The sequence below is a fragment of the Novosphingobium piscinae genome (assembly GCF_014230355.1).
GTDB lineage: Bacteria > Pseudomonadota > Alphaproteobacteria > Sphingomonadales > Sphingomonadaceae > Novosphingobium > Novosphingobium piscinae.
The window spans coordinates 1-24,023 of record NZ_JACLAX010000019.1 but is presented as its reverse complement, the minus strand read 5'-3'; the positions used below and the strand labels follow the sequence as shown (position 1 = coordinate 24,023).

Here is a 24,023-nt window from a genome sequence, read left to right as displayed (position 1 = left end):
GCTAGGGTTGGGTACAAGCTTGGTGGCAGGGCCTCCTGCTCTCGTCGCCCCTGCGGAGGCAGGGGCCCAACCCAAGGTCTCACCAGTCCCTTCAGGCGTTCATGCGCTCGAACAGGTCCTCCCAGTGCGGGTTAGCCTCGCGGACAAGACAGAGCTTCCAGCTGCGCTTCCAACGCTTCATCGCCTTCTCACAGGCAATTGCTTCGTCGATGCGCTCGTGCCGCTCGGCGTAGACCAGCCGGGTCAGGCCATGCTTACGGCAGAATTCCGATCCGCTGCCGGTCCGATGCTGGTGGACGCGCGCAGCGAGGTGGGCGGTCACGCCAATGTACAGCGTACCGTGCGGTCCGTTGGTCATGATGTAAACCCAGCCGCCCATGGCACGATTTCTACCTCCGTCCTCACGGGGGGAGAAGCCGGGTTGGGCCCCTGCCTGCGCAGGGGCGACGAGGACTGATGCGAATGATCACGCCTGCTGTTTCCGCTTTCCCTCGAGAAAGCAGGACTGCCACCCATGCGCGCCCGATGCGCCGGGTTCGGCAGTCCTGAAGCGTCTAGGCCCATCTCGACTTCCCCCGCCATCAGCGCCTAAGGAACCCCGATGACCCCGCCCCACAACCCCGCCATCCCGGCCTGGCCGCCGCGTTCCGCGCCGCGGCTGTTCGTGCCCGGGCCGCTCGAGGCGGGCGCCATGGTCGAGATCGACGGGCCGCAGGCGCACTATCTGGGCCGGGTGATGCGCGTCGCCATGGGCGATGCCATCGTGCTGTGCGATGACCTGACCGGCGAATGGACCTGCCGAGTGAGCGAGGCGGGCAAGCGCAGCGTGATCGCGGTGGCAGAGGCGCTGACCCGCCCGCGCGAGGACGTGCCCGATTTCTGGCTGGTCCCGGCCCTGCTCAAGAAGGACCGGTTCGATCTGGTGCTGGAGAAGGCCACCGAGCTGGGGGTGCGGCGGATCGCCCCGGTGCTGACCCGGCGCTGCGTGGCCGACAAGCTCAATGCCGAGCGGGCGCGGGCAATCACCATCGAGGCGGCCGAACAATGCGCCCGCACCGCCCTGCCCGAGCTGGCCGAACCGGTGAAGCTGGACGCTCTGCTGCGGGACTGGCCGGCCGACCGGACCCTGTTCTTCGCCGACGAGACCGGCGGCGCTCCGGCCGCAGCCACCTTTGCCGCGCACCCCGGTCCGGCCGGGCTGGTGGTCGGCCCCGAAGGCGGTTTCGACGAGGCCGAGCGCGCCGCGATCCGCGCCCTGCCCCAGGCCCGCGCGATCACCCTGGGCCCGCGCGTGCTGCGCGGCGAGACCGCGACCATCGCGGCCGTGGCGCTATGGATGGGGGCGGCAGGCGACTGGTAGGGTCGCCAACCGGCCTCGTCATGCCAGCGGAAGCTGGCATCTCTCGCCCCACGGCGATCCTCCCCCCAACAATTCCGCTTCCCCTCCCCCGGCGGAAACACTAACGCGCAAGCCATGAGCACGCGCCAGGCATCCGACGAGCACGACCCGCTGATCGAGAGCCGCGATCAGCTCGCCAAGCCCATGGCCAAAGGCGAGAAGCCGCGCGAGCGCTGGCGGATCGGGACCGAGCACGAGAAGATCGTCTACTCGACTCGCGACTACCACGCCCCCAGCTACGACGAACCCGGCGGGATCCGCGACCTGCTGCTGGCGCTGACCGAGTTCGGATGGACCCCGATCGAGGAAGGCGGCACGGTCATCGCCATGGCCGGACCTGACGGCACGGTCAGTCTCGAGCCGGCCGGCCAGCTCGAGCTGTCGGGCGCGCCGCTGGAAAACCTGCACCAGACCTGCGCCGAGACCGGCCGCCACCTGCAGCAGGTCAAGACCATCGGCGACCGCTTCGGTCTGGGTTACCTGGGCCTCGGCATGTGGCCCGACAAGCGCCGCGACGAGCTGCCGATCATGCCCAAGGGGCGCTATGCGATCATGCTGCGGCACATGCCGCGGGTGGGCACCATGGGGCTCGACATGATGCTGCGCACCTGCACCATCCAGACCAACCTCGACTATTCGAGCGAGGCCGACATGGTGCAGAAGTTCCGCGTCAGCCTGGCCCTGCAGCCGCTGGCCACCGCGCTGTTCGCCAATTCGCCCTTCACCGAGGGCAAGCCCAACGGGTTCCTTTCGTACCGCAGCCATATCTGGTCCGACACCGATCCGGCGCGCACCGGGATGCTGCCCTTCGTGTTCGAGCAGGGCTTCGGCTACGAGCGCTATGTCGACTACATGCTCGACGTGCCGATGTACTTCGTCTTCCGCGACGGGAAGTACATCGACGCCGCCGGGCAGAGCTTCCGCGACTTCATGGCCGGCAAGCTGCCGGCGCTGCCGGGCGAGCTCCCGCGTGAGAGCGACTGGATCGACCACCTGTCGACCGCCTTCCCCGAGGTGCGGCTGAAGTCGTTCCTCGAAATGCGCGGCGCCGATGGCGGGCCGTGGAACCGGATCTGCGCCCTGCCCGCGCTGTGGGTGGGTCTGCTGTATGACCAGGGCGCGCTGGATGCCGCCTGGGACCTGGTCAAGGACTGGGACATGGCCGGGCGCGAGGCGCTGCGGGCCTCGGTGCCGAAGCTGGGGCTCGATGCGCGGCTTCCCGCCAGCAACGGCAAGGGGGGCGGGACGCTGCGCGACATCGCCGCCGAGGTGCTGGCGATCGCCCGCTCCGGCCTGCGCGCGCGGGCGAAGCTGAACGAGGTGGGCGACGACGAGACCGGCTATCTCGGCCCGCTCGACGATATCATCGCCAGCGGCAAGGTGCCCGCCGAGCTGCTGCTCGAGCGCTACCACGGCGAATGGCAGGGTGATCTGGCCAAGCTGTACGAGGCCAAGAGCTTCTGATGCTGCTGGTGATCGGCCACCTGCGCTTCCCCGCCGGGGCGCGGGCGGGCGTGCTGGCGGCCCTGGCCGAGATCACCCGCGAGACCCGCGCCGAGCCGGGCTGTCTGTTCTACGATTTCGCCGAGGACGTGCTCGAGCCTGACTGTTTTCGCGTCAGCGAGGGTTGGCGGGATGCCGAGGCGCTGCGCGGCCACTGGGCGAGCGCGCACATGGACCGCTTCCGCGCCGCCCGCGAAGCCCTGGGGATGAGCGAGCGGGTGGTGACCCTGTACGAAACCGCGGGTCCGACCGAGATCTGACCCCGGCCCGTGGCTGGCGGACGCGGCCAGGCCGAGTCCCGGGTCAGCTGCGGCAGCGCTGCGCCAGCAGGCCGGTCGCCTGCGTCAGGTCAAGATCAGCGATCAGCAGGCCCGCCTGGCCATAGGGCTGCCAGCACAGCGCCGTGCCATCGGGCCGCGCCACGGCCGAGGTCATCGGCGCGCCCCCACTGGCGCAGTTGACCGAGGCGACGAACACCGTGTTCTCCGCAGCGCGGCACAGGATGGCCTTTTCATGGAAGGTGTTGGCCGGATCGAGGTAAGCTGTCGGCCGGTAGCTCCCCGGTTCGGCCACGGCGGCGAAGGGGTGGAACACCAGTTGCGCGCCTTGCCGCGCGGCGGCACGTACCGTCTCCGGATAGCGGAAGCCCTCATGGCAGATCGCCACGCCGAAGGTCAGCGGACCGACGGTGAAGACCGCGCGCCCAGCACCGTGGCAGGGGTAGACCGCCTCCTCCCCCGGATCGAGCTGGACCTTGTCCTGCCAGCCGAGCAGCGTGCCGTCGGGCCCGATCACCGCGGCGGCGATCTGCAACCCCGCCGCCGTCACCCGCTCGGTCCCCAGCACCACACCGAGCCCGGCGGCGGCCGCCGCCGCGCGGATCTCGGCCAGGGCTGCGGCGAGGAAGGCCGGATCGGGCGGCGGCATCGTCCGGCCGGGCCAACGGTAGCCCGGGACGAAGCATTCGGGAAAGCACACCACCAGCGCTCCCGCGGCGGCGGCAGCGGCGATGCCCTCCTGCGCGAGGGCGACGGAATCGGCCGGGCCGGTCGGCTCGCGCAGATTGGCAAGGGCAATGCGGACGGTGCTCATGGCGCGCCACGATAGGGCGCGGCGGGGCCGAGGCAAGCCCGGCCGGGCGGATCACTCCGCCGGCTGGACCGTGCCGCGGCGCGGGGTGGCAGCCCCGACCAACCGGCCGAGCGCGCGGGTGATCGTGGGATTGCGCTCCATCCAGGCGTGGTAGGCGCGGTACTTGGCATCCTCGGCGAGAAGATGCTTCTCCTCGGTCCGCGCGCGCCAGTAGTAGACCGCGCTGACCAGACCAAGCACCACCGTATCGCGCACCGCGTCGTTGGGATTGCCGGTGGTGACCAGGAACGGCAGGGTCGAGAGCCACCAGAACAGGTTCTTCGACAGATAGGCCGGATGCCGGCACCAGCGGTAGGGCCCGTTGGTGAGCACGCCGCGGTAGGTCAGGTTGGAGAAGCGCAGGCCGAAGGCCACGGTGGCCCAGGCGTAGATCGCGGTCAGCCCGACCAGCACCGTGCCCCAGACCCACAGCAGGGCGGTGCGCCCCTCGAACCAGTAGGCCCAGTCGGCCGTGCCGAAGTGGTAGTCGAGCGGTCCGCCGCCGCTCATCAGGATGAACGGCGGATAGCACATCAGGGCCGCCACCCAGGCGGCCAGGTGCGGGTTGGCGCTGCGGATCTGGGCGTCGAGCGGCTTGAGCGTGACGAGATAGCCGACCATGGCGATCTGCACGTCGATCAGGAACAGCAACTCGGTCAGCCAGCGGGTCCAGGCCACCGGATCGGGGCCGATCTCGCCAAGGTCGAGGGTGGTGATCGTCGCCCAGCCCGGCGGCAGGATCGAGATCATGAACGCGCAGAAGAATCCCTTGACCAGCCAGGTCCGGCCATGGGCGCGGACCTGCTCGGGATCGAACGGCTCGCGCCCGACCAGCATGGCGCCGAAGTGCCAGGCGCCGTCGCGCGGCTCGACCAGCACACGGTCGAGCCACAGGACATAGGGGATCGACAGGGCGAACAGCGGCACAGCGGCGGCGCCGATCACCTCCATCGCGAAGACATACTGGCCTTCCCAGTACCAACGGGCGATGCAGTACGTGAAGCCGATCAGCGCCCAGGTCGCCCAGAGCCCGGCGATCTTGGTGATCGTGATATCGACGATCGCCGCCAGCGGACGCGGCCGGTCCCAGGCGATCCCGGTCGAGGGCCGGCGATGGACCCGGTCGACCAGCACCGCCCAGAGCACCATCGGCAGCCCCGAGAAGAGCATCGCGGCCAGCGCGGCGAACGGTCCGGACAGCGGCTCGCGCGGCCCCGGGAGATCGAGCAGAATGGCGATCGCAGCCCAGTTGCGGCACACCAGCAGCCAGCCGAACAGGCCGGCCAGACCGACCAGACCGGTCGCGGCGGAAACATCGCTGGCGGGACGGGGATCGCGCGGCATGGCCGCCGGCTTAGCCGCCAAGGGTGCAGAAAGAGTGAAGAGCCCGGGCTCCGCCCCGCCCAGGATCAGGCCGCGGCAGGATAGTTTTCGCGCAGGTAGGCCAGGATGCGGTTGAGGAAACCGGGGCTGAGTTCCCAGGTCGGATCACGGAACTGGACCATGCCGTCGGCCTGCAGCAGCGAGAGCCAGCGCACCGCGACCGTCGGGCTGAGCTCCGTCGCGGCAGCGAGCGCAGCGGTGGTCGCCGCCTCGGCCTGACCGCGGCTGGCCAGCAGTTGGAGCAGCAGGTCCCAGGCGACATCAACCAGCATGCCCTGCGGCAGCAGCCGGCGTCGCGCCTGGCGCCGCGCGATGATCTGGCGCGCCAGGCCGGCGTAGCGGCCGAGGACGAGGTCCGTCGGCAACTCCTGCACCTGGTCGAGATCACGGCTGCTGGTCATTCTTGCCTCCGGCCCTGCACCCCTTGGCGCCGCCTTCCGTAAATCCCTTTAGTCCAGAGGGAGGAGGCCAGACGTTACCGGGCATGGGTAACGGGGAATTAACCATCGCCGCGCGACCGGCGCGGCGGCGACCGGGTCAGTGCTGGCTCTGCCCCGGATCGAGATAGCGCGTGAGCGCATCTAGCGCGGTCGCGGTGTAGGCGGCAGCGAGATGGGCCTGGCTGGTATCGAGCAGCCGCAGCGCCTCGGTCAACAGGCGCTCGGCCTCCGCCAGCGGCGAAAGCTCGTGCTTCAATTGGCTTTCAGGCATCGGGTGCGACCCCGGGAACGATTCGGTGCAGACGGACCATGCCGCAGCGAAGACTGAAAACCGGGCCTCTGCAATCGCTTGCTGGGGCAGTGTCGCAAAGCGGGACAGGCTTTTGACCGCCGCCCGACAGCCGGTCAGCCGTGTCCGCGCGGTGCAGCGCCTTACCGGAAGGCGCTGATCTTGCCGCCGTCGTCGAGAATGTACAGCGTGCGATCGGCCACGACCGGCGCCAGGGTCACCCCCTTGCCGAGCCGGGTGAACGGCACCGGCTGGCCATCCTCGACGCGCACCGACGAGACCTCGCCGCGGGAATTGGCGATCCACAGCTTGCCGTTGGCCAGCACGGGGCCGGTCCAGAAGATCGCGTTCTTCTTCTTCTTTTCATTCTGGTAGCGCGGCAGCTGGGTCGACCAGCGCGCCTTGCCGGTGCTCCGCGCAATGCACAGCAGCTTGGCATCGTCGGTCAGGGTGAAGATCCACTCCCCCGCGATCGCCGGGGTCGAGATGCCCGCCAGGTTGAGCTCCCAGACCCGCTGCCCGGTGACCAGCTCGTAGGCGGCCATGCGACCGCCCTGGCCGAGCGCATAGACCCGGCCGCGATCGACGATCGGATCGGCGTCGATGTCGGTCAGGACGCCCACGCTGGTCGAGAGCGAGGTGCGAGCCAGCGCGTCGGACCACAGCGTTCGGCCGTTCTCGTAGCGGTAGGCGACCAGTTCGCCGGTGGAGAAGCCGGCGACGACCGTGCCCTGCCCCGCTGCCGGGGCGGCAACGCCGAACACGCCGGACTGGCCGACCGAGGCGCTGACCGCCCAGAGCACCGCACCATCGGCGACATCGAGCGCGACCAGCTGGTTGTCCTGGGTCATCGCGTAGACCGCGTTGAAGGCGATCACCGGCGAGCCGCGCAGCGGTCCGGCCGGCTTGACCCGCCAGACCTGGGTGCCGGTGGCCGCATCCAGCGCGGCAACCTCGCCCAGCCCCGTGGTGACGTAGAGCCGGTTGTTGTCATAACTGGCCCCGCCGCCGAACACGGCCGCGGCGCTGTCGCCCTTGATCTTGAACGGCGTGGCCCACTGCGGTTTGCCGGTCTTGGCGTCAAAGGCGTGAACCAGCCCATCGGTGTCCATCACGAACAGGCGCCCGCCGCCGATCACCGGCGCGGCGGCCAGACGCTGACGGTTCGTGGTGCCCGCGATCGAGGCGGTCCAGACCCGCGTCGGCGCCTCGCCGAGGGCCAGATTGCCATAGGCCTTGCCCGGGGTGTTGCCCGCCTGCGGCCATTCCGGATTGAGCACGGCCTCGGGCACGACCACGCTGACCTGGTTCAGCGTCGGATCGACCTTGGCACCGCTTTCCACGCGCGACAGGATCGGGATGCGGTTGCCGACGGTCGGGGTGGTCGGGCCCTTCTTGCCGCCGCAGCCCGCCAGCGCGACCGCCAGGACGAGCGGGGCCAGCGCGAGGGGAAGGCCGATCCGGCGGTCGGGGCTGGGACGGGTCATGCAGGCATCTCTCCAGGAATTCATCGCGCGTCAGCGGGCGCTGGCAGCACCCGCGCCGCTGTTCGCGGCCTCGTTCACGTCATCGATCGCATCGACCCCGAGCAGCCCGGCCATCTGCCGAGCGCGGGCGCGCAACGTGTCGGGCACAGTCTTGTCCCGCGCGATCGCGGCAAACAGCGGTCCCGCCAGGTCGGCGCGGTTCTGCTTGAGATAGGCCGCGCCAAGCAGTTCGCCGGCGCTGCCGAAATAGGGCGCACCCGGCGCGGCGAGCGGCTTGAGCCGCGCCACGACCTGATCGACCGGCAGGCTGTCGAAGCCCAGTGCGATCTCGCGCAGGGTCGCCAGATCGCGATAGGGTCCGGGCGCCTTGGCATCGGCTGCAACCGCTGCAAACTGACTGCGCGCCTCGGCCAGCTTGCCCTGTTCCACCTTGACGCTGGCGTCGAGCAGACGCGCCGCGGCGCCGATCCCTTCGCCTGCGCCGGTCAGATCCTTGAGCTGGTCGCCCCCAGTGGCGAGCCGTCCAGCCTCGATCTGGTCGAGCGCCAGGGTGAGCTGCTCGCCGCGCTTGCCGGCAGCCTCGGTGCGGCTGTGTTCCCACCACAGATAACCGGCGAGCCCGATCAGGAACAGCACAACGACGATGGCGACGGTGCGGCCGTGGCGCTTCAGTGCGTTGAGCACCTCCTGCTCGCGCAGGGCCTCGTCCACCTCGCGCAGGAAGCCCTCGCCCTGCGGCCCGCCCGCGCCGCCACTGCCCAACGACCCGGGACCAGTGGCCGGAACGGGGGAACGGGTGCGGTTAGAATGGGGGCGAAGGACCAAGGCGGTGCCTCTTGTGCGTAAGGGAAGATGCCGGGTGTTTAGCGGATGGCGATTCCATTTCAACGTCAATCGTTGCCGGATCGTTGCCCGCCTGTAAGCGGTTGGTGCTCAGGATCCCGCAAGGCGGGCGAGCAGCTGCAGACTGGCCCTGCGGGGCTGAAGCCGGGCTGAACGATCACCTGCGGACATCAGGGAAAGCGGCCCGTGCCCAGCGCCGCGCCATAGACCGCGCGATAGGCGGCCACCATGGCGGCCTCGTCATAGTCGGCCACGGCGCGGGCGCGATTGGCGCGGCCGATCGCCTCGCGGCGCGGCGCATCGGCAGCCAGCGTGGCGAGCGCGGCGGCGAGCGCCGCCTCGTTGCCCGGATCGACCACGAAGGGCCGGTTCTCCGCCGCGACCATGCCGGCCACGTCACCGACCGCGGGCGAGACCACCGGCAGGCCCGCTGCCATGGCCTCGACGACCGAGATCGGGAATTGCTCGCTGTCGGACGACAGCGCGAACAGGTCGAACAACCCCACCACGCTGGCGGGATCGGGAACGAAGCCGGGCAGGTGGAGGCGATGACCGATCCCCAGCCGCAGGGCCTCGGCCCGGATCGCCTCACGCTCGGGCCCCTCGCCCACGATCACCAGGTGCCACGCCTCCGGCAGAGCGGCGCAGGCCCGCACCAGTCGCGGCAGGTTCTTGACCGCGCGCAGCCCGGCCAGCGTGCCGACCCAGAACTCGCCCGGCCGCTTGACCACGCGCGGCAGGGTATCGGGCCGCGGCTTGCGCGCATAGGCGGCGGTGGCGATGCCGTTGACGATGCGGTGGACCCGGCCGCGCGGCTGCTGCCACACCTCCAGCGCGATCCGCTCGAGCCGTTCGGAGGGCACGACCAGCGCGGCGCTCTGGCCCAGCGCGATGCGGCGATACCAGTTGCGCAGCGGCTTGAGCCCGGCCGCCTCGTCCTGATTGAAGCCATCCTCGTGATGGACCAGCGGCGGCAGGGCGAAAGCGCGCGCGAACAGCGTATGCGCCATCACCGCATCCATCGCCCCCCAGTTGTAGGTCAGCACCAGATCGTGGCCGCGCATGGCCTGCGCGATGCGCTGCAACCGCCCCAGCCCGGGGCGGCCGGCCAACGGCGGGAAGCTGTCGGGATAGTCGACCGGAATCGCGCGATCGACCGCCTGCCGCGCGCCGAGCGCGCCGGGCTGGGCCGAGACCACGGTATGGCTGAGGCCGCGGCCGAACAGGGACATCAGCCGTGCCGCGCGCAGCTCCTTGCCGCCGGGATCGAAGCTGGAATGGAGATGGAGGATTCGCATGGCGACAGGGACGGCGCGCAGGGCTCAGGCCACCCGGGCCAGCAGCCGCTCGATCGCCGCGACCGCCTCGGGCTCGTCGAGCGTCGGGGCATGGCCAACCTCGGGCAGGGTCAGCGCCTCGGTGCCGGGCACGCGGCGCACCATCTCGTCGAGGCAGTGCGCCGGGAACAGGTCAGACAGGGCGCCGCGCAGGACCAGCAGCGGCCGCCCGGCCAGTGCCTCCCAGGCCGGCCACAGATCGACCGGCGCGGCCGTGGCAGTGGCGGCGAAGGGCTCGGCGATCTTCATGTCATAGTCGAAGACGATGCGGCCATTCTGGCCCAGCGTCATCACCCGCTTGGCCATGGCCAGCCAGTCGGTGATGGTGAAGCGCGGGAAAGCGGCGCCCTGCGCCTCGTGCAGCGCGCGCGCCGCGTGCATCCAGGTGGGGAAGCTGCGCCCCTGGCCGACATAGTCGAGGATCCGCGCCAGCCCGGCCGGATCGAGCTCGGGCCCGATATCGTTGAGCGCGGCGGCGGCGATCCGCTCGCCCCCCCGCGCGGCCAGCAGCATGGTGAGGATCCCGCCGAGCGAAGTGCCGACGATCACGCAGCGCGCGATCCCGGTCTCGGCCAGCAGCGCCTCGATGTCGTCGACGTACTGGAGCGGCTGGTAGGTGGCCGAATCCTTGGCATAGGCGCTATCGCCCCGGCCGCGCAGCTCGGGGCAGAGCACGCGCCAGCGCGGCGCCAACCTTGCGGCCAGGGTCTCGAAATCGCGGGCATTGCGGGTCAGCCCGGGCAGGCACACCACCGGCGGACGCGCCGCCGCCTCGGGTCCGGCCGCGGCATAGTCACGATAATGGAGTCGCAGCCCGTCCCGGCTCGACCAGTAGCGGTCTTCGAACTGGGTCATGAAAACTGGCCGCAATCCCCTTCTTGCCCGCCCCGCCTTGCGGCAGGGGATCAGCCACCCCACTATTGCCTGATGTTCGTAGAACCGCAAGCGGCCGCCTATCGGCCCGATCCGCAGATCCTGCCGCTGGCCGGATGGTTGGCCTCCGGCGTCGCGGCGGCCGACTTCCCCGCCACCACCCTGCGGTTCCGCAATGACCGCTGGGCCCGCGCCGTGGGGCTGGACGGGCTCGACGAGGCCGCCTGGGTGCGCCATTTCGGCCGGTTCGAGCCCCTGCCCGACAACCTCCCCCAGCCGCTCGCGCTGCGCTATCACGGCCACCAGTTCCAGGTGTACAACCCCGAGATCGGCGATGGCCGCGGCTTCCTCTTCGCCCAGCTCCGCGACGGGGCCGGGCGGCTGCTCGATCTGGGCACCAAGGGCTCGGGCCAGACCCCCTATTCGCGCTTTGGCGACGGACGGCTGACGCTCAAGGGCGCGGTACGCGAAATCCTCGCCACCGAACTGCTCGAGGCCCTGGGGGCCAACACCAGCAAGACCTTCTCGGTGATCGAGACCGGCGAGCGGCTCTACCGCGACGACGAGCCCTCGCCCACCCGCTCTGCGGTGCTGGTGCGGCTGTCGCACAGCCATGTGCGGATCGGCACCTTCCAGCGTCTGCTCGCGCTGGAGGAGCCCGGGCAGATGGCTGCGCTGGTCGACTATTGCCTGCGCGAATTCCCCGGCCCGCCCCCGCCCCCCGATGCGCCGGGGCGTGACGAGCCGGCGGTGGTCCTGCTGCACCAGGTGGTGGAGCGGCTGGCCGACATGGCGGCGAGCTACATGGTCGCCGGCTTCGTGCATGGCGTGCTCAACACCGACAACATGAACATCACCGGCGAGAGCTTCGACTACGGTCCGTGGCGCTGGCTGCCGCGGTTCGACCCGCTGTTCACCGCCGCCTATTTCGACCATGCCGGGCTCTATGCCTATGGCCGCCAGCCCAGCGCGATCCACTGGAACTGCGGGCAGCTGGCGGTGGCGCTGCGGCTGCTGGCCGATGCCCCGCCGCTGATCGCCGCGCTCGACCGGTTCGGGCCGCTGTTCAACGCGGCGCTGGCGCGGCGTTTCTGCTGGCGGCTGGGGGTGGTCGCGCAGGGCACGGAGGCCGACCTTGCCCTGGTCGCCGCGGCCGAGCGCCACATGGCCGAGCACGCCCTGGCCCCCGATGCCTTCCACTGGCGCCACCGCGGCGGGCGGGGGGAAGCGCAAGGCGAGCTGGGCGAGCGGCTGGCCAGCTATGCCGCGGTGCCGGGTGCCGCCGAGGCCCCGACCGAAGCGGCGCCGGTGACCAATCACATCGACGAGGTCGAGCGGATCTGGAGCGCGATCGCCGAGCATGATGACTGGAGCGCGCTGTCCGATCACGTCGCCGCGATCCGCCGGCTGGGCGCCATACTGGGGCCGCCGCCGGTCGCCGCTGGCCACCTGCCCGGGAGATAAGCTTACCGAAATGTTTACGGGTTCAAGGTTATCAAGGCGTTGTCGGGGCGGGCGCGCAACGGCTATCAACCCGGTCGGCTAGCGGGCTCCGCGACGGCCGACGACAATCAAGGATGGGATGACTGACGAAATAGTCTCGACTGCCCCCGCCACCGGCGAGGAGCTGTGGCGCGGCCGGGCCGGCGACGTCGAGGACGCCGTTGCACGGGCGCAGCGCGGCTGGCCGGCCTGGGCGGCGCAGTCGCTGGCCAACCGGATCGAGCTGATGCGCCGCTTCGCCAACGAGGTGCGCAAGGAGGCCGATGCGCTGGCCGACCTGATCGGGCGCGAGACCGGCAAGCCGCTGTGGGAAGCCAAGGGCGAGGTCGAGGCGGTGGTCGCCGCGGTCGAGATGGCGGTGCGCGCCTATGCCGACCGCACCGGCCAGCGGCGGCTTGACAGCGCGTTGCAGGGCACGGCCGCGCTGCGCCACAAGCCCCACGGAATCATCGCCGTACTCAGCCCGTTCAGCTCGCCCGCGCAGCTGCCCGCCAATGCGATCATCCCGGCGCTGATCGCTGGCAATGCGGTGATCTTCAAGCCCAGCGAGAAGGCCCCGGCCTGCGGCGAGGCACTGGGCCGCTGCTTCCACCGTGCCGGAATCAGCGCGAACGTGCTGCAGGTGCTGATCGGCGGTCCAGCGACCGGGCAGGAGCTGGTCACCCACACGGGAATCCACGGTGTGCTGTTCGCCGGATCGGCCCATGCCGGAATCGCGATCAGCCGACGGCTGGCGACCAATCCCGGGCGGCTGGTCTCGCTCGACATGGGCGGCAACAACCCGATCGTGGTCTGGGACACCCCCAAGATCGAGGATGCCGCCACGCTGGTCGTCCAGTCGGCCTTCGCCGGTGCCGGCCAGCGCTGCACCAATGCCCGGCGGCTGATCGTCAAGAGCGCGCTCTACGATGCCGTGGTCGGCGAGGTGAAGCGGTTGGCCGACCGGCTGATCGTCGGCGCGCCGGCCGACAGCCCCGCTCCGTTCATGGGCCCGGTGATCGACAATGCCGCCGCCGACGGCCTGACCGAAAGCTTCGTCTACCTCTTGTCCAACGGCGGGCGGCCGATCAAGCACATGGTCCGCCCGCACGCGGACCTGCCATTCCTGTCCCCGGCGATCATCGACACCACGGCCATGGCCGAACGTCCCGACGTCGAACTGTTCGGCCCGTTGCTGCAGGTCATCCGGGTCGACGATTTCGACGCGGCGATCGCCGAGGCCAACAACACCCGGTTCGGGCTGTCGGCCGCGCTGATCGGCGGCACGCCGCAGGACTACAACCGCTTCTGGGCGCATGTCCGCGCCGGCGTGCTCAACTGGAACCGGCCGACCAACGTGACCTCGCCGGGCGCCCCGCTGGGCGGGGTGGGACTGTCGGGCAACCACCGGCCGGGCGGTGCCTATGCCGCCGACCACTGCGCCTATCCGGTCGCCTCGACCGAAGTGGAACAGCCGCGCTCGACCATCGGGATCGGGCTGCGCGAAGGCTGACCCGGCGCGCTCAGAGCCCGGCGGTGACCAGGGTCACCGCGGTGCCCTCGTCGCGTCCTTCGACCAGCGCGAGGAACCCCCGGCCCGCCGCGCCGCCCAGGATCCGGGCGCGCGGATCGGAACGCTCGTACCGGGGATCAAAACCGGCCTGGCGCGCCCGCGTCCAGTAGAAGGCCAGCGCCTCGTCGGCCGGCAGGGGAGTCAGGAACGTGACCGCGCGCAGCCGGCACCCCGGTGCCTCGCGGCCGGCGCCATCGAGCAGATGGCCCCGCGGGATGATCGGCACGGCCGCGGGCAGCTGCGCGCCCCAGCCCGCGCCATAGCCCAGCCCCGCGGCGCAGCCCGGCGCGCCGCGCAGCGCGGCGAGCAGGTGGCTGGCGGTCTGGGCCAGCGTGGCGTCGGCCGGCGGAAAGACCGCCGCGGCCGGCTCGGGCAAGGTCTCCGCCGCCCCGCCGAGCGAGCGCGTGGCCTCGACCCGGATAGCAGTGAGCTCCTTGGTGCTCCGGTCGATCAGCGGGATCGGAACCGCAGCCGGGCCATTGAGAGTGAACACCGCGCCGGGCTGGGCCTGGCCGAGCAGGTCGGGGTCGGTCATCAGCGGGTCGTTCAGCACGGCGGCAATCACCGGATCGCGCGGCGGCGGCGGGGCGGGCGGTTCGTGCCCGCAGGCCGCCACCGCGCCGACCAGTGCCAGCGCGCTCCCCTTCCCGACGATGGCCTGCCAAGCTCGGCTCACGCGCGCGGACCTCCTGCCCGCCCGTCTGTGCGAAGAGGGTTAATTTCGCGTGAGCGGGCGCCGCCGCGCGCGGCGGCCGCGTGGCCAACTTGCCCCTACCGCCGCGCGCCCGGGCATCCTACCTACCAGGGCATGACCGCCACCCACCTGACCTCGCGCGCCGTGATTCGCCTCAGCCCCGCCCCCGGCGAGGATGCCGTGGGCTTCCTCCAGGGGCTGGTCACCCAGGACCTGACCGGGGCGCTGCCGGTCTGGTCCGGGCTGCTCTCCCCGCAGGGCAAGGCCCTGTTCGATTTCCTCGTCTGGCCCGATGGCGCGGACCTGCTGCTCGACTGCGAGGCCGCGGTGGCCGAGGCACTGGTCAAGCGGCTGACGCTCTACCGGCTGCGCCGCGCGATCACGATCGCGCTCGACCCGGGCCTCACCGTGCACTGGCACCCCGAGCCGGGCGGAGCGGCAGTGCCCGACCCGCGACTGCCCGGGCTGGGCGGACGCTGGCTGGCGCCGCCGGCCAGCGACAGTGCGGACGGGTCCGCCGGCACGGCCGATACGGCCTGGCGGCGCCACCGCCTGATCATGGGGGTGAGCGAGGGCCGCGCCGAGCTGGGCGATGGCGAGACGCTCTGGCTCGAATGCAATGCCGCCGAGCTCAACGGCGTGAGCTTCACCAAGGGCTGCTATGTCGGCCAGGAGAACACGGCACGGATGAACTGGCGCCAGAAGGTCAACCGCCGGCTGCTGGTCGTCCCGCTCGCGCGGTCGGACCCGGCACGGCAGCGGATCGCCTATCCCGAGCTGGGGCTGGCGGTCGATCATCTGCGGGTCGAGGACGTCGCGCCCGACCTCCTGCCCGCCTGGCTGGCGCAACCCGCGGATTGACCGGCAGGGCCTGATGCTTCGGCCTGCTTCGGTGTCACTGAAACAGGGACAGCGTCGGCCGGTTCCCCGGCCCTAGCCGGCTGGGGTGGCGCAACCCATCGTGATCCCGGCGCGCGCCGCGCCCTCGATCAGCAAGCGTTCGGCCTGATCGCGCGCCGCGGTGCGCGGCAGGTCGAGCGACTGGCTGAGCGGCCCGCCCATCAGCGCATCACCCAGGGCCAACAGGACCAGGCTCTGGGTGACCGCCCGCATCGATTCGGTGCCGGGCTCGTGCACGTCCTCGACCAGCTCGCGGATCGCCGCGACGATCGGGTCGAGCGCATCCTCGTTGCCCGACAGCAGCATCCACGAGGCGAGCGCCCCGCCGCCCTCGCGATCGAAGGCATCGAAGGTCAGATCGACCACCACCCGGGGCGAGACCAGCCCGGCCCGCGCCGCCAGCACGGTCTGGCCGATCGTGGCGCAGATCGTCCCGGCAAGGTGCGCCGCCAGCGCCGTCTGCAGCCCCGCTGCCGAGCCGAAGTGGTGCAGCAGGTTGGCATGGGTCCGCCCGATGCGCTGCGCCACGGCCTTGAGCGTGACCGCCGCCGGGCCAGCCTCGATCAGCAGCGCGCGCGCGGCATCGAGCGCCTGCGTGCGGCTTTCCTCCTGCGTCAGGCGCCTCCTTATTGACATCCTTGTCAGTACACCCCCATATCACTCGGTATGAACGCACCCAGCTTTCTTGCGCCGTCGGCCGACGGGGTAGCCGGTGACACCCGACCTGCCAAGCATGGCGAAGCCACCCTCACCGTGCGCGACCTGCGCTTCGGCCGCACCACACGACCGGGTCGCTGGTGGCTGGGCGGCGATCCGGTCGCCACGGCCTGGCACACGGCGCTGTCGGCCACGTTCCCGCGCGGCGAGGCGTTCTTCATCGAATCGGTCAAGGCCTGCCGCGACGGCGCGCCACCCCGGCTCGAAGCCGAGATCCGCGATTTCGTAAGGCAGGAGATCAACCACACGCGCGAGCACCTCGCGTTCAACCGCGGGGCGCTGGAGGCGGGCTACGATTTCACGCGGATCGACGCCCATGTTGAAGCCATGCTGGCCCTGACCAAGGGGCGCCCGCCCGAGGTCAACCTGGCGGCGACCATGGCGCTCGAGCACTTCACCGCGATGCTGGCGCACGAGTTCCTGGCCAACCCGGCGCACTTCGCCGGGGGCGAGCCCGAGGTGGTCAACCTGTGGCGTTGGCACGCGATCGAGGAGATCGAGCACAAGGCCGTCGCCTTCGACACCTATCGCCACGCGACCCGCAACTGGCGTCCGCGCCGCCGGTGGGTGCTGCGTTGCCTGATGATGCTGATCGTGACCAGGAACTTCCTGGCCCACCGGATCGCCGATGCGCTCGACCTGCTGGCGCAGGACGGCATCACCGGCTGGCGCGCCAAGGGCCGTCTGCTGGCCTACCTGTTCATCCGGCCAGGCGTGCTAAGGCGCATTTTCCCTAGCTGGATCAGCTATTTCCGGCCCAGCTTTCACCCGTGGGATCATGATGACCGGGCGCTGATCGCCACGGCCGAGCGCGCCCTGGCAGCGGGGTGAGACCAACGCCCCGCCCCGCTGCCGGGGTCATGCCGCACGCATCAGCGGGTCCGGCTCGTCGTCGCAGTCGTTCGGCGTGTCGAGCTGGATCGCATGATGGATCGCGGCCACGGTTTCTCCGCGGGCCTGCGAGAAGCACGTCTCGATCGTCCCGCTGGGCCGGAAGCCGGCCTTGCGCAGGACCCGACCCGAGGCCGGATTGTCGTGAAAATGCGCGGCATGAACCAGGCCATGGCCCAGCGTGCGGGCCAGCACCAGGGCGGCCCGCACCGCCTCGGTGGCGAAGCCGCGGCCCCAGTGGGCCCGGGTGATCCAGTAGCCCAGTTCGGTCCGTCCGGCCGCGCCGCGCAGCAGCGCGACCGTACCGATCGTCTCGCCCCCGTCACGACCCGGCAGGGTGACCAGGAAGTGCGGATAGCGCGGATCCTGCGGCAGGGCGGCAAAGACCTGCGCATCCTGCGGGTGATAGGGCCAGGGCACAGCCGCCAGATTGCGGCAAATCTCCGCATCGGCGACGGCGTGGAACAGATCGCTCCAGTCCTCCGGCCAGGCGGGCCGCAGGAACAGGCGTTCACTGCGAAAGAACATCGGTGCCTCCTTCACTTCCGCCCCCGCACGCGCAGGTAAGCGGACTGCGTGACATTGCCGTGGCACTTGCGACGGCCCGCCCCAGAGGAGAGGCCGGACGTCACGCGGGCCGGTGTGCGAGGAAGACACGAAAAAAGGGAGACGGGCGGGGCCCCTCTCCCTCAACTGGCCGGTTCCTGCTGCCGCTGGGAGCGGCGGAACCGGCGGGGCCATCCCGTCAGGATGGCCCTTTATCGACCATCCGCTTACTCGGCGGCTTCCGCCATGGCATCGACCGACACGTACTTGCGGCCGAGTTTACCGGCGTGGAAGCGCACGCGCCCCTCGGCCAGAGCGAAGAGGGTGTGGTCCTTGCCCATGCCCACGTTCACGCCCGGGTACACGCGGGTGCCGCGCTGGCGAATGATGATGTTGCCGCCGATCACCTCCTGACCGCCGAACTTCTTCACGCCAAGGCGCTTCGACTCCGAGTCGCGACCGTTACGCGACGAGCCGCCTGCTTTCTTGTGTGCCATTGCAATCTACTCCGGAATTCAGGCGGCGCCGACGGCGGTGATGCGCAGCAGGGTCATCTGCTGGCGATGGCCATTGCGGCGGCGATAGTTGTGGCGGCGACGCTTCTTGAAGACGATCACCTTCTCGCTCTTGGCCTGCGCGATGATCTCGGCCGAAACCACGACGCCCTTGGCATCCTTGATCTCGCCGCCTTCACCGGCGAGCAGGACGTCGCCCAGGGTGATCGTGTCGCCGGCTTCACCCGCCAGCTTCTCGACCGCGATCTTGTCTCCGGCGGCAACCCGGTACTGCTTGCCGCCCGTGCGCACGACTGCGAACATGGTGTTCAATCCATTCTATCTGCATTGTCCGCCCTGGCGCCGATCCACCGCCCTGGACCGGGCAAGCGGGAGCGACAAAGCGCCGACGGCCCGCGCAGGCGGGTGCCGGAAGAAGGTGCGCCGTTAGTGCAAGCACCCCGGGCTGTCAACCGCTGCGGCATGCTTTTGCGGCTCTGGCGCCCGCCCGGACGAGCGTTTATGGCCGGGGCCATGACCGCGCTGCCCCGCTCCGCCTGCCTGTTGCTGCTTGCCGGCCTGTCCTTGGCCTCCTGCAGCCGCCCGGAGGGCTACCCCTCGCTGGCGCGGCGGCCGCAGGAGGTCGAAGCGGGGCGAATCACCGGCAGCCTGCCGGCCCCGACGATCACCGCGCCGCCGGGCCTGCTCCCGGCCGAGCCGACGGTTGCCGCCCCCACCGGAGCGGGCCTGGCCGAGGCCCTGGCCGCGCTGCGCGATCAGGCCGCGGCGGCGCATGGCCGCTTCGCCGACGCGCGCGGGCGGGCCGGGCACACGATTGTGGCGGGACGGGGGGCCGCGCCGGGCAGCGAGGCCTGGGCACTGGCCGCCGTGGCGATCGCGGATCTCACCGCCGCACACGATGCCACGGCGACCGCCTTGGCCGAACTGGACGGGCTCTACGTCCGGGCGCGGATCGACGGCGGCGATGGGGGAGCCATCGCCGCCGTCCGCGACCAGGTGACCGCATGGGTCGCCGATGAGGATGCGGTCCTGGCCGAGCTGGTCGGCGCGTAGCGGTCGGGGCTTCGCCGAAACCCCTGCCCGTCTTCCGCAACCGGCGGCCGCAATCGGCCTAGCGCGCGCGCCGCACCGGCTCCTTGACGCAAATCAAACCGCCTGCCGACCCCGGGGCCGGCCTCGCGGTCAGTCCAGCCAGCCGCCCAGTTCGCGGCGGATCAGCGCTTCCAGCATGGCCATGCCGGCCTCGCCGGTGTTGAGGCAGTCGAGCGCGGCATAGTCGGTCCCGCCGGCCTCGGCGAATTGCTCCTGGCCGCGGATCGCCAACTCCTCGAGCGTCTCGAGGCAATCGGCGCTGAAGCCCGGCGCGGCGATGGCCAGCCGGCGGGTGCCGGCCGCGCCTTCGCGGGCGAGCACGTCGTCGGTGGCCGGCTCGAGCCACTTGGCCCGGCCGAAGCGCGACTGGAACGAGACCTCGACCCGCAGGCCGGGCCAGTCCGGGGCGAGCGCGGCGGCCAGCAGCCGCGCGGTCTTGCGGCACTGGCAGTGATAGGGATCGCCGAGGAACAGCGTGCGCTCGGGCATGCCGTGGAACGACAGCACCAGCGCCTCGGGCCGGAAGCTCAGCCCGGCAAGCTGGCGCGACAGGTCGGCCCGCAGCGCCTCGATGTGCAGGGCATCGTCGAAATAGGGCGGCAGAGTGCGAATCGCAGGCTGCCAGCGCATCCCGCGCAGCGTATCGCCCAGCGCGTCGATCACGGTCGCGGTGGTCGCCCCCGAGTACTGCGGATAGAGCGGGGCGACGAGGATCCGGTCGCAGCCGGCTTCCTTCATCGCGCGCAATTCGTCCCCCAGCGCCGGGCGGCCATAGCGCATGCCCCAGCGCACCATGACCCGCTCGCCCAGCCGGGCCTGGAGGCCCTCGGCCTGGGCCTTGGTGATCGTCGCCAGCGGCGAGCCATCAGGGCCCCAGACCTGCGAATAGGCGTGCGCGCTCTTCTTGGGGCGAACGTTCAGGACGATCCCGCGCAGGATTGGCTGCCACAGCAGCCTTGGGATTTCGACCACGCGCGGATCGGAGAGGAACTCGGCCAGATAGCGCCGCACCGCCGGGGTGGTCGGCGCGTCCGGCGTGCCGAGGTTCACCAGCAGGACGCCGGTGCCGCCGGTCGGAGCGGCGGGATGATCGGCAGGACGCAGCATCAGACTTCCTCAGCAAAGAGCGGCAGTTTGCGGAACCGGATCCCGGTGGCCGAATGGAGCGCATTGGCAATGGCAGGCGCGACTGCCGCGACCGCAAGTTCACCCGGATCGCAGGGTTCGCCCGGACCGTCGATGAATTCAACGACGATTTCGGGCACATTGGCCAAAACCGGCAGGGACAGGTCAGCCAGCCGGCCCAGCACGGGCAGGCCGCGCACGTAGCCGGTGCTGGCGCCGATGGTCTGGCCCATGCCGAAAATCAAGCCACCCTCGATCTGCTGGCGGGCGATGTCGCGGTTCACGATGCGGCCGAGATCGGCCACGGCAGTCAGCCGCTCGACCCGCACACCCGATTCGTCGCGCCGGACCGTGGCGATCACCGCGATCCGTCCCCCCTCGGGCGCGGCAGCCTGTTCGTCACCGGCCGGTTCCTCGGGGGCGGGGCCGAGGCGGTGGCAGGCCAGCCCCTGCCCGCTCCCGGCCGCCCCGGCATCCCATCCGGTCAGGGCAGCGCAGCGCTGCAGGCACTCGGCCAGGCGGACATCATTGCCGAGCATCTCGATGCGATAGGACAACGGCTCGCGCCCGGCGGCGCGCGCCAGCTCGTCGACGAAGCTTTCGGTAAAGAACGCGGCCACCGCGGGCGCATTGCCGCGCAGCCGACCGGCCGGAATACCTGTCGAAACGGGCACGTGATCGACCGCGACATGGGCCAGCCGATAGGGGGGCACGGCGCCTTCGACCGCGAGCGGATCGGCGGCGCCGGCAGTGGCCGCGAGCGCCGCCGGCGCGTCGCGCCCGCCGAACAGCCGGGCGCCGAACTCACGCGCCGCCGGCGGCGTGGCGATGCGGGTGTGCCAGGCCAGCACCGCGCCGCCATCGGGCGCGGTGCGCGCCCAGAGCAGCGCCGCGGCGGGCGCGCGCGGCTTGCCGGCAAGGTGTTCCTGCCAGCGCGACCAGGTCAGCTGGACCGGTCGTCCGACCTCGCGCGCGATCAGCGCCGCCTCGACCGCGTGGTCGTGCTCGAGCCGGGCATCGAAGCTGCCGCCGGCCAGCACCGGGTAAAGCAGCACGTCGCGCGGATTGACCCCCAGCGCGCCGGCCACCGCCTGCCGGGCGGCCTCGGGCGCCTGGCTGGCGAGCCACAGCTCGACCCGGCCGTCGCGCAGCCGCGCGGTGCAGCTGGCGGTCTCGAGCCCGGCGTGGAGCCCGGGGGCGACGTCATAGCGCGCGACCAGACTGGGCCGCTCGCCCATCGCCTCGTCCGGATCCCCCAGCTCGGCAACGCGGTAGGTGCGCGCCTTCTTCACCGCCTTGTCGAGCGCGGCGTCGATCCGGGCGGTGTCGACCGGCTGGCGCACGCGGAAGCGCGGCGCCACCGCGGCCAGCGCGCGTTCGGCCGTCCACCAGGTCGGCGCGACCGCGGCAAGCCAGCGCTCGCCCTTGACCAGCCGAACCCCATCACCGCGCGCCGCGGCAGGATCGTAGCGCCCCAGGCTGGCCTCGGCGCCGAGCGGGGCGTGGCGGATCGCGGCGAAGACCATGCCGGGCAGCCGCACGTCGGCGGCGAAGCGCGCGCGGCCCTCGGCCTTGGCGGGCAGGTCGAGCCGCGGGAACGGCACGTTCTCGGCCCGGTCGGCGGTCTCGGCCGGCGGCGGGCCGAGCGGGAGTGGATCGGCCGGATCGTAGCCGGCGGCGTCCTCAGCCAGTTCGCCGAAGCGGGCGCGGCGGGTCCCGTGGCTGACCACCCCGCCGGCGACCCGGCAGGCCTCCCACGCCACGTCCCAGCGCGCCGCCGCAGCCTGCATCAGCATGGTGCGGACCGCGCAGGCGGCCTCGCGCGCGGGCTGTTCGTAAGCGGCCAGCGTGGTGCCATCGGCCGTGGCGGTGAAGCGGCTGCGCTCGGCGAAGCTGCGCGCCAACCGGCTGCTGCGCGCCGCCTCGCCCCGGCCTGCCCCCAGCTCGGCCCCGAACGGCATCCACAGCGCCGACCAGCGCGCGGCGAGCGGGATGTTGGCATAGGCGCCACTGACCGGCGCCGGCTCGGCCACCAGCTGGGCCCAGTCGGCCCCCAGCTCGAGCGCCACGACCTGGGCCAGCAGGGTGGCCGCTCCCTGCCCCATCTCGAGCTGCGGCACGGCGACGGTAACCGTGCCGTCCGGTCCGATCCGCAGCCAGGCGTTATAAGAGGTTTCGCCCGCGCCGGCGGGGACCGGTGGCGGATAGCGCCGCGGCATCAGTCCCCAGGCGGCCAGCAGCCCGCCCCCCGCCGCCGCCCCGATCAGCAGCCCGCGGCGGGTGACGCGGGGCCGCGCCAGCGACGCGAGCCCGCGGCGGCGCCGGACGAGGCCGGGCTCGGCCATGTCAGCCCGGAGTAGCCGGCGCCAGCGCCAGCCAGTCGGCCAGGCGCCGCGCCACGGCGAGGAACGCCTTGCCCTGCGGGCTGTCGCCCGCGGCGGGCGGGCGGCCGGCATCGCTGTCCTGGCGGATCTTGAGATCGAGCGGAATGTGCCCGAGGAACGGCACGCCGGCCTCGGCCGCGGCCGCCTCGGCCCCGCCATGGCCGAACGGATCGCTCGATTCGCCGCAGTGCGGACAGACATAGCCCGACATGTTCTCGACCATGCCGATCACCGGGACGCCGGCCTGGTCGAAGAAACTCATCGCCCGGGTCGCATCGATCAGCGCAAGGTCCTGCGGGGTCGAAACGATCACCGCGCCGACCGGCTTGTGCTTCTGGACCATGGTCAGCTGGACGTCGCCGGTACCGGGCGGCAGGTCGATCAGCAGCAGCTCGACATCGCCCCAGTGGGCATCGACCAGCTGCCCGAGCGCGCCCGAGGCCATCGGCCCGCGCCACGCGATCGCCCGCCCGGGCTCGACCAGGTGGCCCATCGAGAGCACCGGCACGCCCCATTCGCTGGGCACCGGGAACATGACCTTGTCATGGGCCTCGGGCCTGCTGCCGGCATTGCCGAGCAGACGCGGCTGCGAGGGGCCGTAGATATCGGCATCGACCAGCCCGACCCGGACCCCCAGCCGCGCCAGCGCCACGGCGAGATTGGCCGACAGCGTCGACTTGCCGACACCGCCCTTGCCCGAGCCGACCGCGACAATGCGGCGGGCGGGTGCGGCAGGCGCGGTGGACGCCGATTCGCCGCGACTGCCCATGAGGGCAAGGCGCAGCTCGCGCACCCCAGGCAGGGCCTCCAGCTCGGCCCGCACCACAGCCTCGAGCGCGGTGCGGGCGGACGCGTCCAGCCCGGTCGCGTCGAGCACCACCGTAGCCACCCCATCGGCCAGCCGAGCCGAGGAAATCCGGGCCCGCGCCGCTTCGGGCACGGCGTTCCGCAGTGTTGTGCTGGTCTCGTCGCTCACGTCTGGTTCCTTGTGGCCGCAGCCCTATCGCGGGCCGCCCTAGCAAGGAACCGGGCGAAGGAAAATGCGCGCGGAGCCCCTGTTTTTGTCAACAACTCATTCCTATAACGAGCGGCATGGAAACAAACGGCGATGCGATCGCGCGCGGCTGGCTAGCCATGGCGGGTGACAAGGACAAAGCGGGCGAGAACGCCGGAGGCAACTCCACCAGCGGCAGTCCCTGGGGCAATGGGGGCGAAGCGCCGGGACCGGCCGAGGGCACGGGCGAAGCCCCGCGTCCCGACACGCCGCCACCCGGCGGTGGCACGGGCCCGCGCAATCCCTGGCTGCCCGGCGGCGGCAAGCCCGGTGCGCGCCCCGGCGGCCCGGGCGAGGCGCCGCGCCGTGGCCCCAGCCTCGAGGACCTGTTCCGCGGCCGGTCCGGCGCGCCGGGTGGCGGCGGC

General features: G+C 71.5%; 25 protein-coding genes and 1 pseudogene. 9 read left to right on the top strand and 17 right to left on the bottom strand.

The annotated features are described in order from the left end of the window. Positions 1 to 91: 91 nt before the first annotated feature. A complete protein-coding gene (locus H7F53_RS14820) occupies positions 92 to 379 on the bottom strand; it encodes a GIY-YIG nuclease family protein (protein WP_185680284.1) in 288 nt (95 codons plus the stop codon). 222 nt (positions 380 to 601) lie between these two features. On the opposite strand from H7F53_RS14820, the gene H7F53_RS14815 reads away from it, so the two are divergent. The 3 genes from H7F53_RS14815 to H7F53_RS14805 all read left to right on the top strand — a co-directional run bounded on the left by H7F53_RS14815 (position 602) and on the right by H7F53_RS14805 (position 3,162). Beyond that, positions 602 to 1,360 carry a 16S rRNA (uracil(1498)-N(3))-methyltransferase gene (locus tag H7F53_RS14815; RefSeq protein WP_185680283.1) on the top strand — a complete coding sequence of 253 codons (759 nt, stop codon included), beginning with the start codon at positions 602 to 604 and terminating at the stop codon, positions 1,358 to 1,360. 114 nt (positions 1,361 to 1,474) lie between these two features. Continuing rightward, on the top strand, positions 1,475 to 2,863 hold the full coding sequence (locus H7F53_RS14810) for a glutamate--cysteine ligase (protein WP_185680282.1): 1,389 nt from the start codon (positions 1,475 to 1,477) through the stop codon (positions 2,861 to 2,863). After that, a complete protein-coding gene (locus tag H7F53_RS14805) occupies positions 2,863 to 3,162 on the top strand; it encodes a putative quinol monooxygenase (RefSeq protein WP_185680281.1) in 300 nt (99 codons plus the stop codon). The genes H7F53_RS14810 and H7F53_RS14805 overlap by 1 nt, the downstream gene beginning before the upstream one ends. A 43-nt stretch (positions 3,163 to 3,205) precedes the next feature. Here H7F53_RS14805 and H7F53_RS14800 read toward each other — a convergent pair whose 3' ends face one another. The 8 genes from H7F53_RS14800 to H7F53_RS14765 all read right to left on the bottom strand — a co-directional run bounded on the left by H7F53_RS14800 (position 3,206) and on the right by H7F53_RS14765 (position 10,667). Continuing rightward, positions 3,206 to 3,994: a carbon-nitrogen hydrolase family protein gene (locus H7F53_RS14800; RefSeq protein ID WP_185680280.1), complete on the bottom strand. Its 789-nt coding sequence runs from the start codon at positions 3,992 to 3,994 to the stop codon at positions 3,206 to 3,208. A 51-nt stretch (positions 3,995 to 4,045) separates the two neighbouring features. Then, positions 4,046 to 5,377, bottom strand: a complete 1,332-nt coding sequence (locus H7F53_RS14795; RefSeq protein ID WP_185680279.1) for a methyltransferase family protein — start codon at positions 5,375 to 5,377, stop codon at positions 4,046 to 4,048. 65 nt (positions 5,378 to 5,442) lie between these two features. Next, positions 5,443 to 5,817 carry a hypothetical protein gene (locus H7F53_RS14790; protein WP_185680278.1) on the bottom strand — a complete coding sequence of 125 codons (375 nt, stop codon included), beginning with the start codon at positions 5,815 to 5,817 and terminating at the stop codon, positions 5,443 to 5,445. Between the two features lie 136 nt (positions 5,818 to 5,953). Then, a complete protein-coding gene (locus H7F53_RS14785) occupies positions 5,954 to 6,127 on the bottom strand; it encodes a hypothetical protein (protein ID WP_185680277.1) in 174 nt (57 codons plus the stop codon). Between the two features lie 161 nt (positions 6,128 to 6,288). After that, positions 6,289 to 7,632 (bottom strand): outer membrane protein assembly factor BamB family protein, encoded by a 1,344-nt coding sequence (locus H7F53_RS14780; RefSeq protein WP_185680276.1) that lies wholly within the window; start codon positions 7,630 to 7,632, stop codon positions 6,289 to 6,291. Positions 7,633 to 7,662: 30 nt separating this feature from the next. Continuing rightward, positions 7,663 to 8,457, bottom strand: coding sequence for a tetratricopeptide repeat protein (locus tag H7F53_RS14775; RefSeq protein ID WP_246438926.1), 795 nt, complete (start codon positions 8,455 to 8,457; stop codon positions 7,663 to 7,665). 188 nt (positions 8,458 to 8,645) lie between these two features. Next, entirely contained in the window at positions 8,646 to 9,773 is a 1,128-nt protein-coding gene (locus H7F53_RS14770; protein ID WP_185680275.1) for a glycosyltransferase family 4 protein, read from the bottom strand. 24 nt (positions 9,774 to 9,797) lie between these two features. Then, positions 9,798 to 10,667, bottom strand: coding sequence for an alpha/beta fold hydrolase (locus H7F53_RS14765; protein WP_185680274.1), 870 nt, complete (start codon positions 10,665 to 10,667; stop codon positions 9,798 to 9,800). A gap of 72 nt (positions 10,668 to 10,739) precedes the next feature. On the opposite strand from H7F53_RS14765, the gene H7F53_RS14760 reads away from it, so the two are divergent. Together H7F53_RS14760 and H7F53_RS14755 are read left to right on the top strand one after the other, a co-directional pair. Then, a complete protein-coding gene (locus tag H7F53_RS14760) occupies positions 10,740 to 12,149 on the top strand; it encodes a protein adenylyltransferase SelO family protein (RefSeq protein WP_185680273.1) in 1,410 nt (469 codons plus the stop codon). A 118-nt stretch (positions 12,150 to 12,267) separates the two neighbouring features. Next, positions 12,268 to 13,680, top strand: a complete 1,413-nt coding sequence (locus H7F53_RS14755) for a succinylglutamate-semialdehyde dehydrogenase (RefSeq protein ID WP_185680272.1) — start codon at positions 12,268 to 12,270, stop codon at positions 13,678 to 13,680. 10 nt (positions 13,681 to 13,690) lie between these two features. Here the strand turns inward: H7F53_RS14755 and H7F53_RS14750 are convergent, their stop codons facing one another. Beyond that, the gene (locus H7F53_RS14750; RefSeq protein WP_185680271.1) at positions 13,691 to 14,416 is read right to left on the bottom strand and encodes a hypothetical protein; all 726 of its coding nucleotides are present in this window, start codon (positions 14,414 to 14,416) and stop codon (positions 13,691 to 13,693) included. 132 nt (positions 14,417 to 14,548) lie between these two features. Between H7F53_RS14750 and ygfZ the strand changes: the two genes are divergently transcribed. Continuing rightward, a complete protein-coding gene (ygfZ, locus tag H7F53_RS14745) occupies positions 14,549 to 15,295 on the top strand; it encodes a CAF17-like 4Fe-4S cluster assembly/insertion protein YgfZ (RefSeq protein ID WP_185680270.1) in 747 nt (248 codons plus the stop codon). A gap of 72 nt (positions 15,296 to 15,367) precedes the next feature. Here ygfZ and H7F53_RS14740 read toward each other — a convergent pair whose 3' ends face one another. Beyond that, complete coding sequence (locus H7F53_RS14740; protein WP_185680269.1) at positions 15,368 to 15,970, bottom strand: TetR/AcrR family transcriptional regulator; 603 nt, start codon at positions 15,968 to 15,970, stop codon at positions 15,368 to 15,370. 30 nt (positions 15,971 to 16,000) lie between these two features. Between H7F53_RS14740 and H7F53_RS14735 the strand changes: the two genes are divergently transcribed. Next, on the top strand, positions 16,001 to 16,882 hold the full coding sequence (locus H7F53_RS14735; RefSeq protein ID WP_185680268.1) for a metal-dependent hydrolase: 882 nt from the start codon (positions 16,001 to 16,003) through the stop codon (positions 16,880 to 16,882). A gap of 27 nt (positions 16,883 to 16,909) precedes the next feature. On the opposite strand, the gene H7F53_RS14730 is transcribed toward H7F53_RS14735, so the two are convergent. From H7F53_RS14730 to rplU, 3 genes are all read right to left on the bottom strand, one after another. Beyond that, the gene (locus tag H7F53_RS14730) at positions 16,910 to 17,470 is read right to left on the bottom strand and encodes a GNAT family N-acetyltransferase (protein WP_185680267.1); all 561 of its coding nucleotides are present in this window, start codon (positions 17,468 to 17,470) and stop codon (positions 16,910 to 16,912) included. 245 nt (positions 17,471 to 17,715) lie between these two features. Beyond that, a complete protein-coding gene (gene rpmA, locus H7F53_RS14725) occupies positions 17,716 to 17,985 on the bottom strand; it encodes a 50S ribosomal protein L27 (RefSeq protein ID WP_185680266.1) in 270 nt (89 codons plus the stop codon). Positions 17,986 to 18,003: 18 nt separating this feature from the next. Next, a complete protein-coding gene (gene rplU / locus H7F53_RS14720) occupies positions 18,004 to 18,306 on the bottom strand; it encodes a 50S ribosomal protein L21 (RefSeq protein ID WP_185680265.1) in 303 nt (100 codons plus the stop codon). Positions 18,307 to 18,516: 210 nt separating this feature from the next. On the opposite strand from rplU, the gene H7F53_RS14715 reads away from it, so the two are divergent. Continuing rightward, positions 18,517 to 19,056 (top strand): hypothetical protein, encoded by a 540-nt coding sequence (locus H7F53_RS14715; RefSeq protein WP_185680264.1) that lies wholly within the window; start codon positions 18,517 to 18,519, stop codon positions 19,054 to 19,056. Between the two features lie 129 nt (positions 19,057 to 19,185). Here the strand turns inward: H7F53_RS14715 and hemH are convergent, their stop codons facing one another. The 3 genes from hemH to H7F53_RS14700 are packed head-to-tail and all read right to left on the bottom strand — an operon-like array spanning position 19,186 to position 23,580. After that, entirely contained in the window at positions 19,186 to 20,202 is a 1,017-nt protein-coding gene (hemH, locus tag H7F53_RS14710) for a ferrochelatase (RefSeq protein ID WP_185680263.1), read from the bottom strand. After that, positions 20,202 to 22,565, bottom strand: a complete 2,364-nt coding sequence (locus tag H7F53_RS14705; RefSeq protein WP_185680262.1) for a xanthine dehydrogenase family protein molybdopterin-binding subunit — start codon at positions 22,563 to 22,565, stop codon at positions 20,202 to 20,204. The genes hemH and H7F53_RS14705 overlap by 1 nt, the downstream gene beginning before the upstream one ends. Before the next feature lies 1 nt (position 22,566). Further along, positions 22,567 to 23,580: a P-loop NTPase gene (locus H7F53_RS14700; protein WP_185680261.1), complete on the bottom strand. Its 1,014-nt coding sequence runs from the start codon at positions 23,578 to 23,580 to the stop codon at positions 22,567 to 22,569. Positions 23,581 to 23,696: 116 nt separating this feature from the next. Here H7F53_RS14700 and H7F53_RS14695 point away from each other — a divergent pair. Further along, positions 23,697 to 24,023 (top strand): annotated as a pseudogene (locus H7F53_RS14695) (hypothetical protein); the annotation flags it as partial.

Bases quoted from the DNA above. Each gene is read 5' to 3' on its own strand.
- H7F53_RS14820 (WP_185680284.1), bottom strand. From the start codon at position 379: ATGGGCGGCTGGGTTTACATCATGACCAACGGACCGCACGGTACGCTG.
- H7F53_RS14815 (WP_185680283.1), top strand. From the start codon at position 602: ATGACCCCGCCCCACAACCCCGCCATCCCGGCCTGGCCGCCGCGTTCC.
- H7F53_RS14810 (WP_185680282.1), top strand. From the start codon at position 1,475: ATGAGCACGCGCCAGGCATCCGACGAGCACGACCCGCTGATCGAGAGC.
- H7F53_RS14805 (WP_185680281.1), top strand. From the start codon at position 2,863: ATGCTGCTGGTGATCGGCCACCTGCGCTTCCCCGCCGGGGCGCGGGCG.
- H7F53_RS14800 (WP_185680280.1), bottom strand. From the start codon at position 3,994: ATGAGCACCGTCCGCATTGCCCTTGCCAATCTGCGCGAGCCGACCGGC.
- H7F53_RS14795 (WP_185680279.1), bottom strand. From the start codon at position 5,377: ATGCCGCGCGATCCCCGTCCCGCCAGCGATGTTTCCGCCGCGACCGGT.
- H7F53_RS14790 (WP_185680278.1), bottom strand. From the start codon at position 5,817: ATGACCAGCAGCCGTGATCTCGACCAGGTGCAGGAGTTGCCGACGGAC.
- H7F53_RS14785 (WP_185680277.1), bottom strand. From the start codon at position 6,127: ATGCCTGAAAGCCAATTGAAGCACGAGCTTTCGCCGCTGGCGGAGGCC.
- H7F53_RS14780 (WP_185680276.1), bottom strand. From the start codon at position 7,632: ATGACCCGTCCCAGCCCCGACCGCCGGATCGGCCTTCCCCTCGCGCTG.
- H7F53_RS14770 (WP_185680275.1), bottom strand. From the start codon at position 9,773: ATGCGAATCCTCCATCTCCATTCCAGCTTCGATCCCGGCGGCAAGGAG.
- H7F53_RS14765 (WP_185680274.1), bottom strand. From the start codon at position 10,667: ATGACCCAGTTCGAAGACCGCTACTGGTCGAGCCGGGACGGGCTGCGA.
- H7F53_RS14760 (WP_185680273.1), top strand. From the start codon at position 10,740: ATGTTCGTAGAACCGCAAGCGGCCGCCTATCGGCCCGATCCGCAGATC.
- H7F53_RS14755 (WP_185680272.1), top strand. From the start codon at position 12,268: ATGACTGACGAAATAGTCTCGACTGCCCCCGCCACCGGCGAGGAGCTG.
- ygfZ (WP_185680270.1), top strand. From the start codon at position 14,549: ATGACCGCCACCCACCTGACCTCGCGCGCCGTGATTCGCCTCAGCCCC.
- H7F53_RS14740 (WP_185680269.1), bottom strand. From the start codon at position 15,970: ATGTCAATAAGGAGGCGCCTGACGCAGGAGGAAAGCCGCACGCAGGCG.
- H7F53_RS14735 (WP_185680268.1), top strand. From the start codon at position 16,001: ATGAACGCACCCAGCTTTCTTGCGCCGTCGGCCGACGGGGTAGCCGGT.
- H7F53_RS14730 (WP_185680267.1), bottom strand. From the start codon at position 17,470: ATGTTCTTTCGCAGTGAACGCCTGTTCCTGCGGCCCGCCTGGCCGGAG.
- rpmA (WP_185680266.1), bottom strand. From the start codon at position 17,985: ATGGCACACAAGAAAGCAGGCGGCTCGTCGCGTAACGGTCGCGACTCG.
- rplU (WP_185680265.1), bottom strand. From the start codon at position 18,306: ATGTTCGCAGTCGTGCGCACGGGCGGCAAGCAGTACCGGGTTGCCGCC.
- H7F53_RS14715 (WP_185680264.1), top strand. From the start codon at position 18,517: ATGACCGCGCTGCCCCGCTCCGCCTGCCTGTTGCTGCTTGCCGGCCTG.
- hemH (WP_185680263.1), bottom strand. From the start codon at position 20,202: ATGCTGCGTCCTGCCGATCATCCCGCCGCTCCGACCGGCGGCACCGGC.
- H7F53_RS14705 (WP_185680262.1), bottom strand. From the start codon at position 22,565: ATGGCCGAGCCCGGCCTCGTCCGGCGCCGCCGCGGGCTCGCGTCGCTG.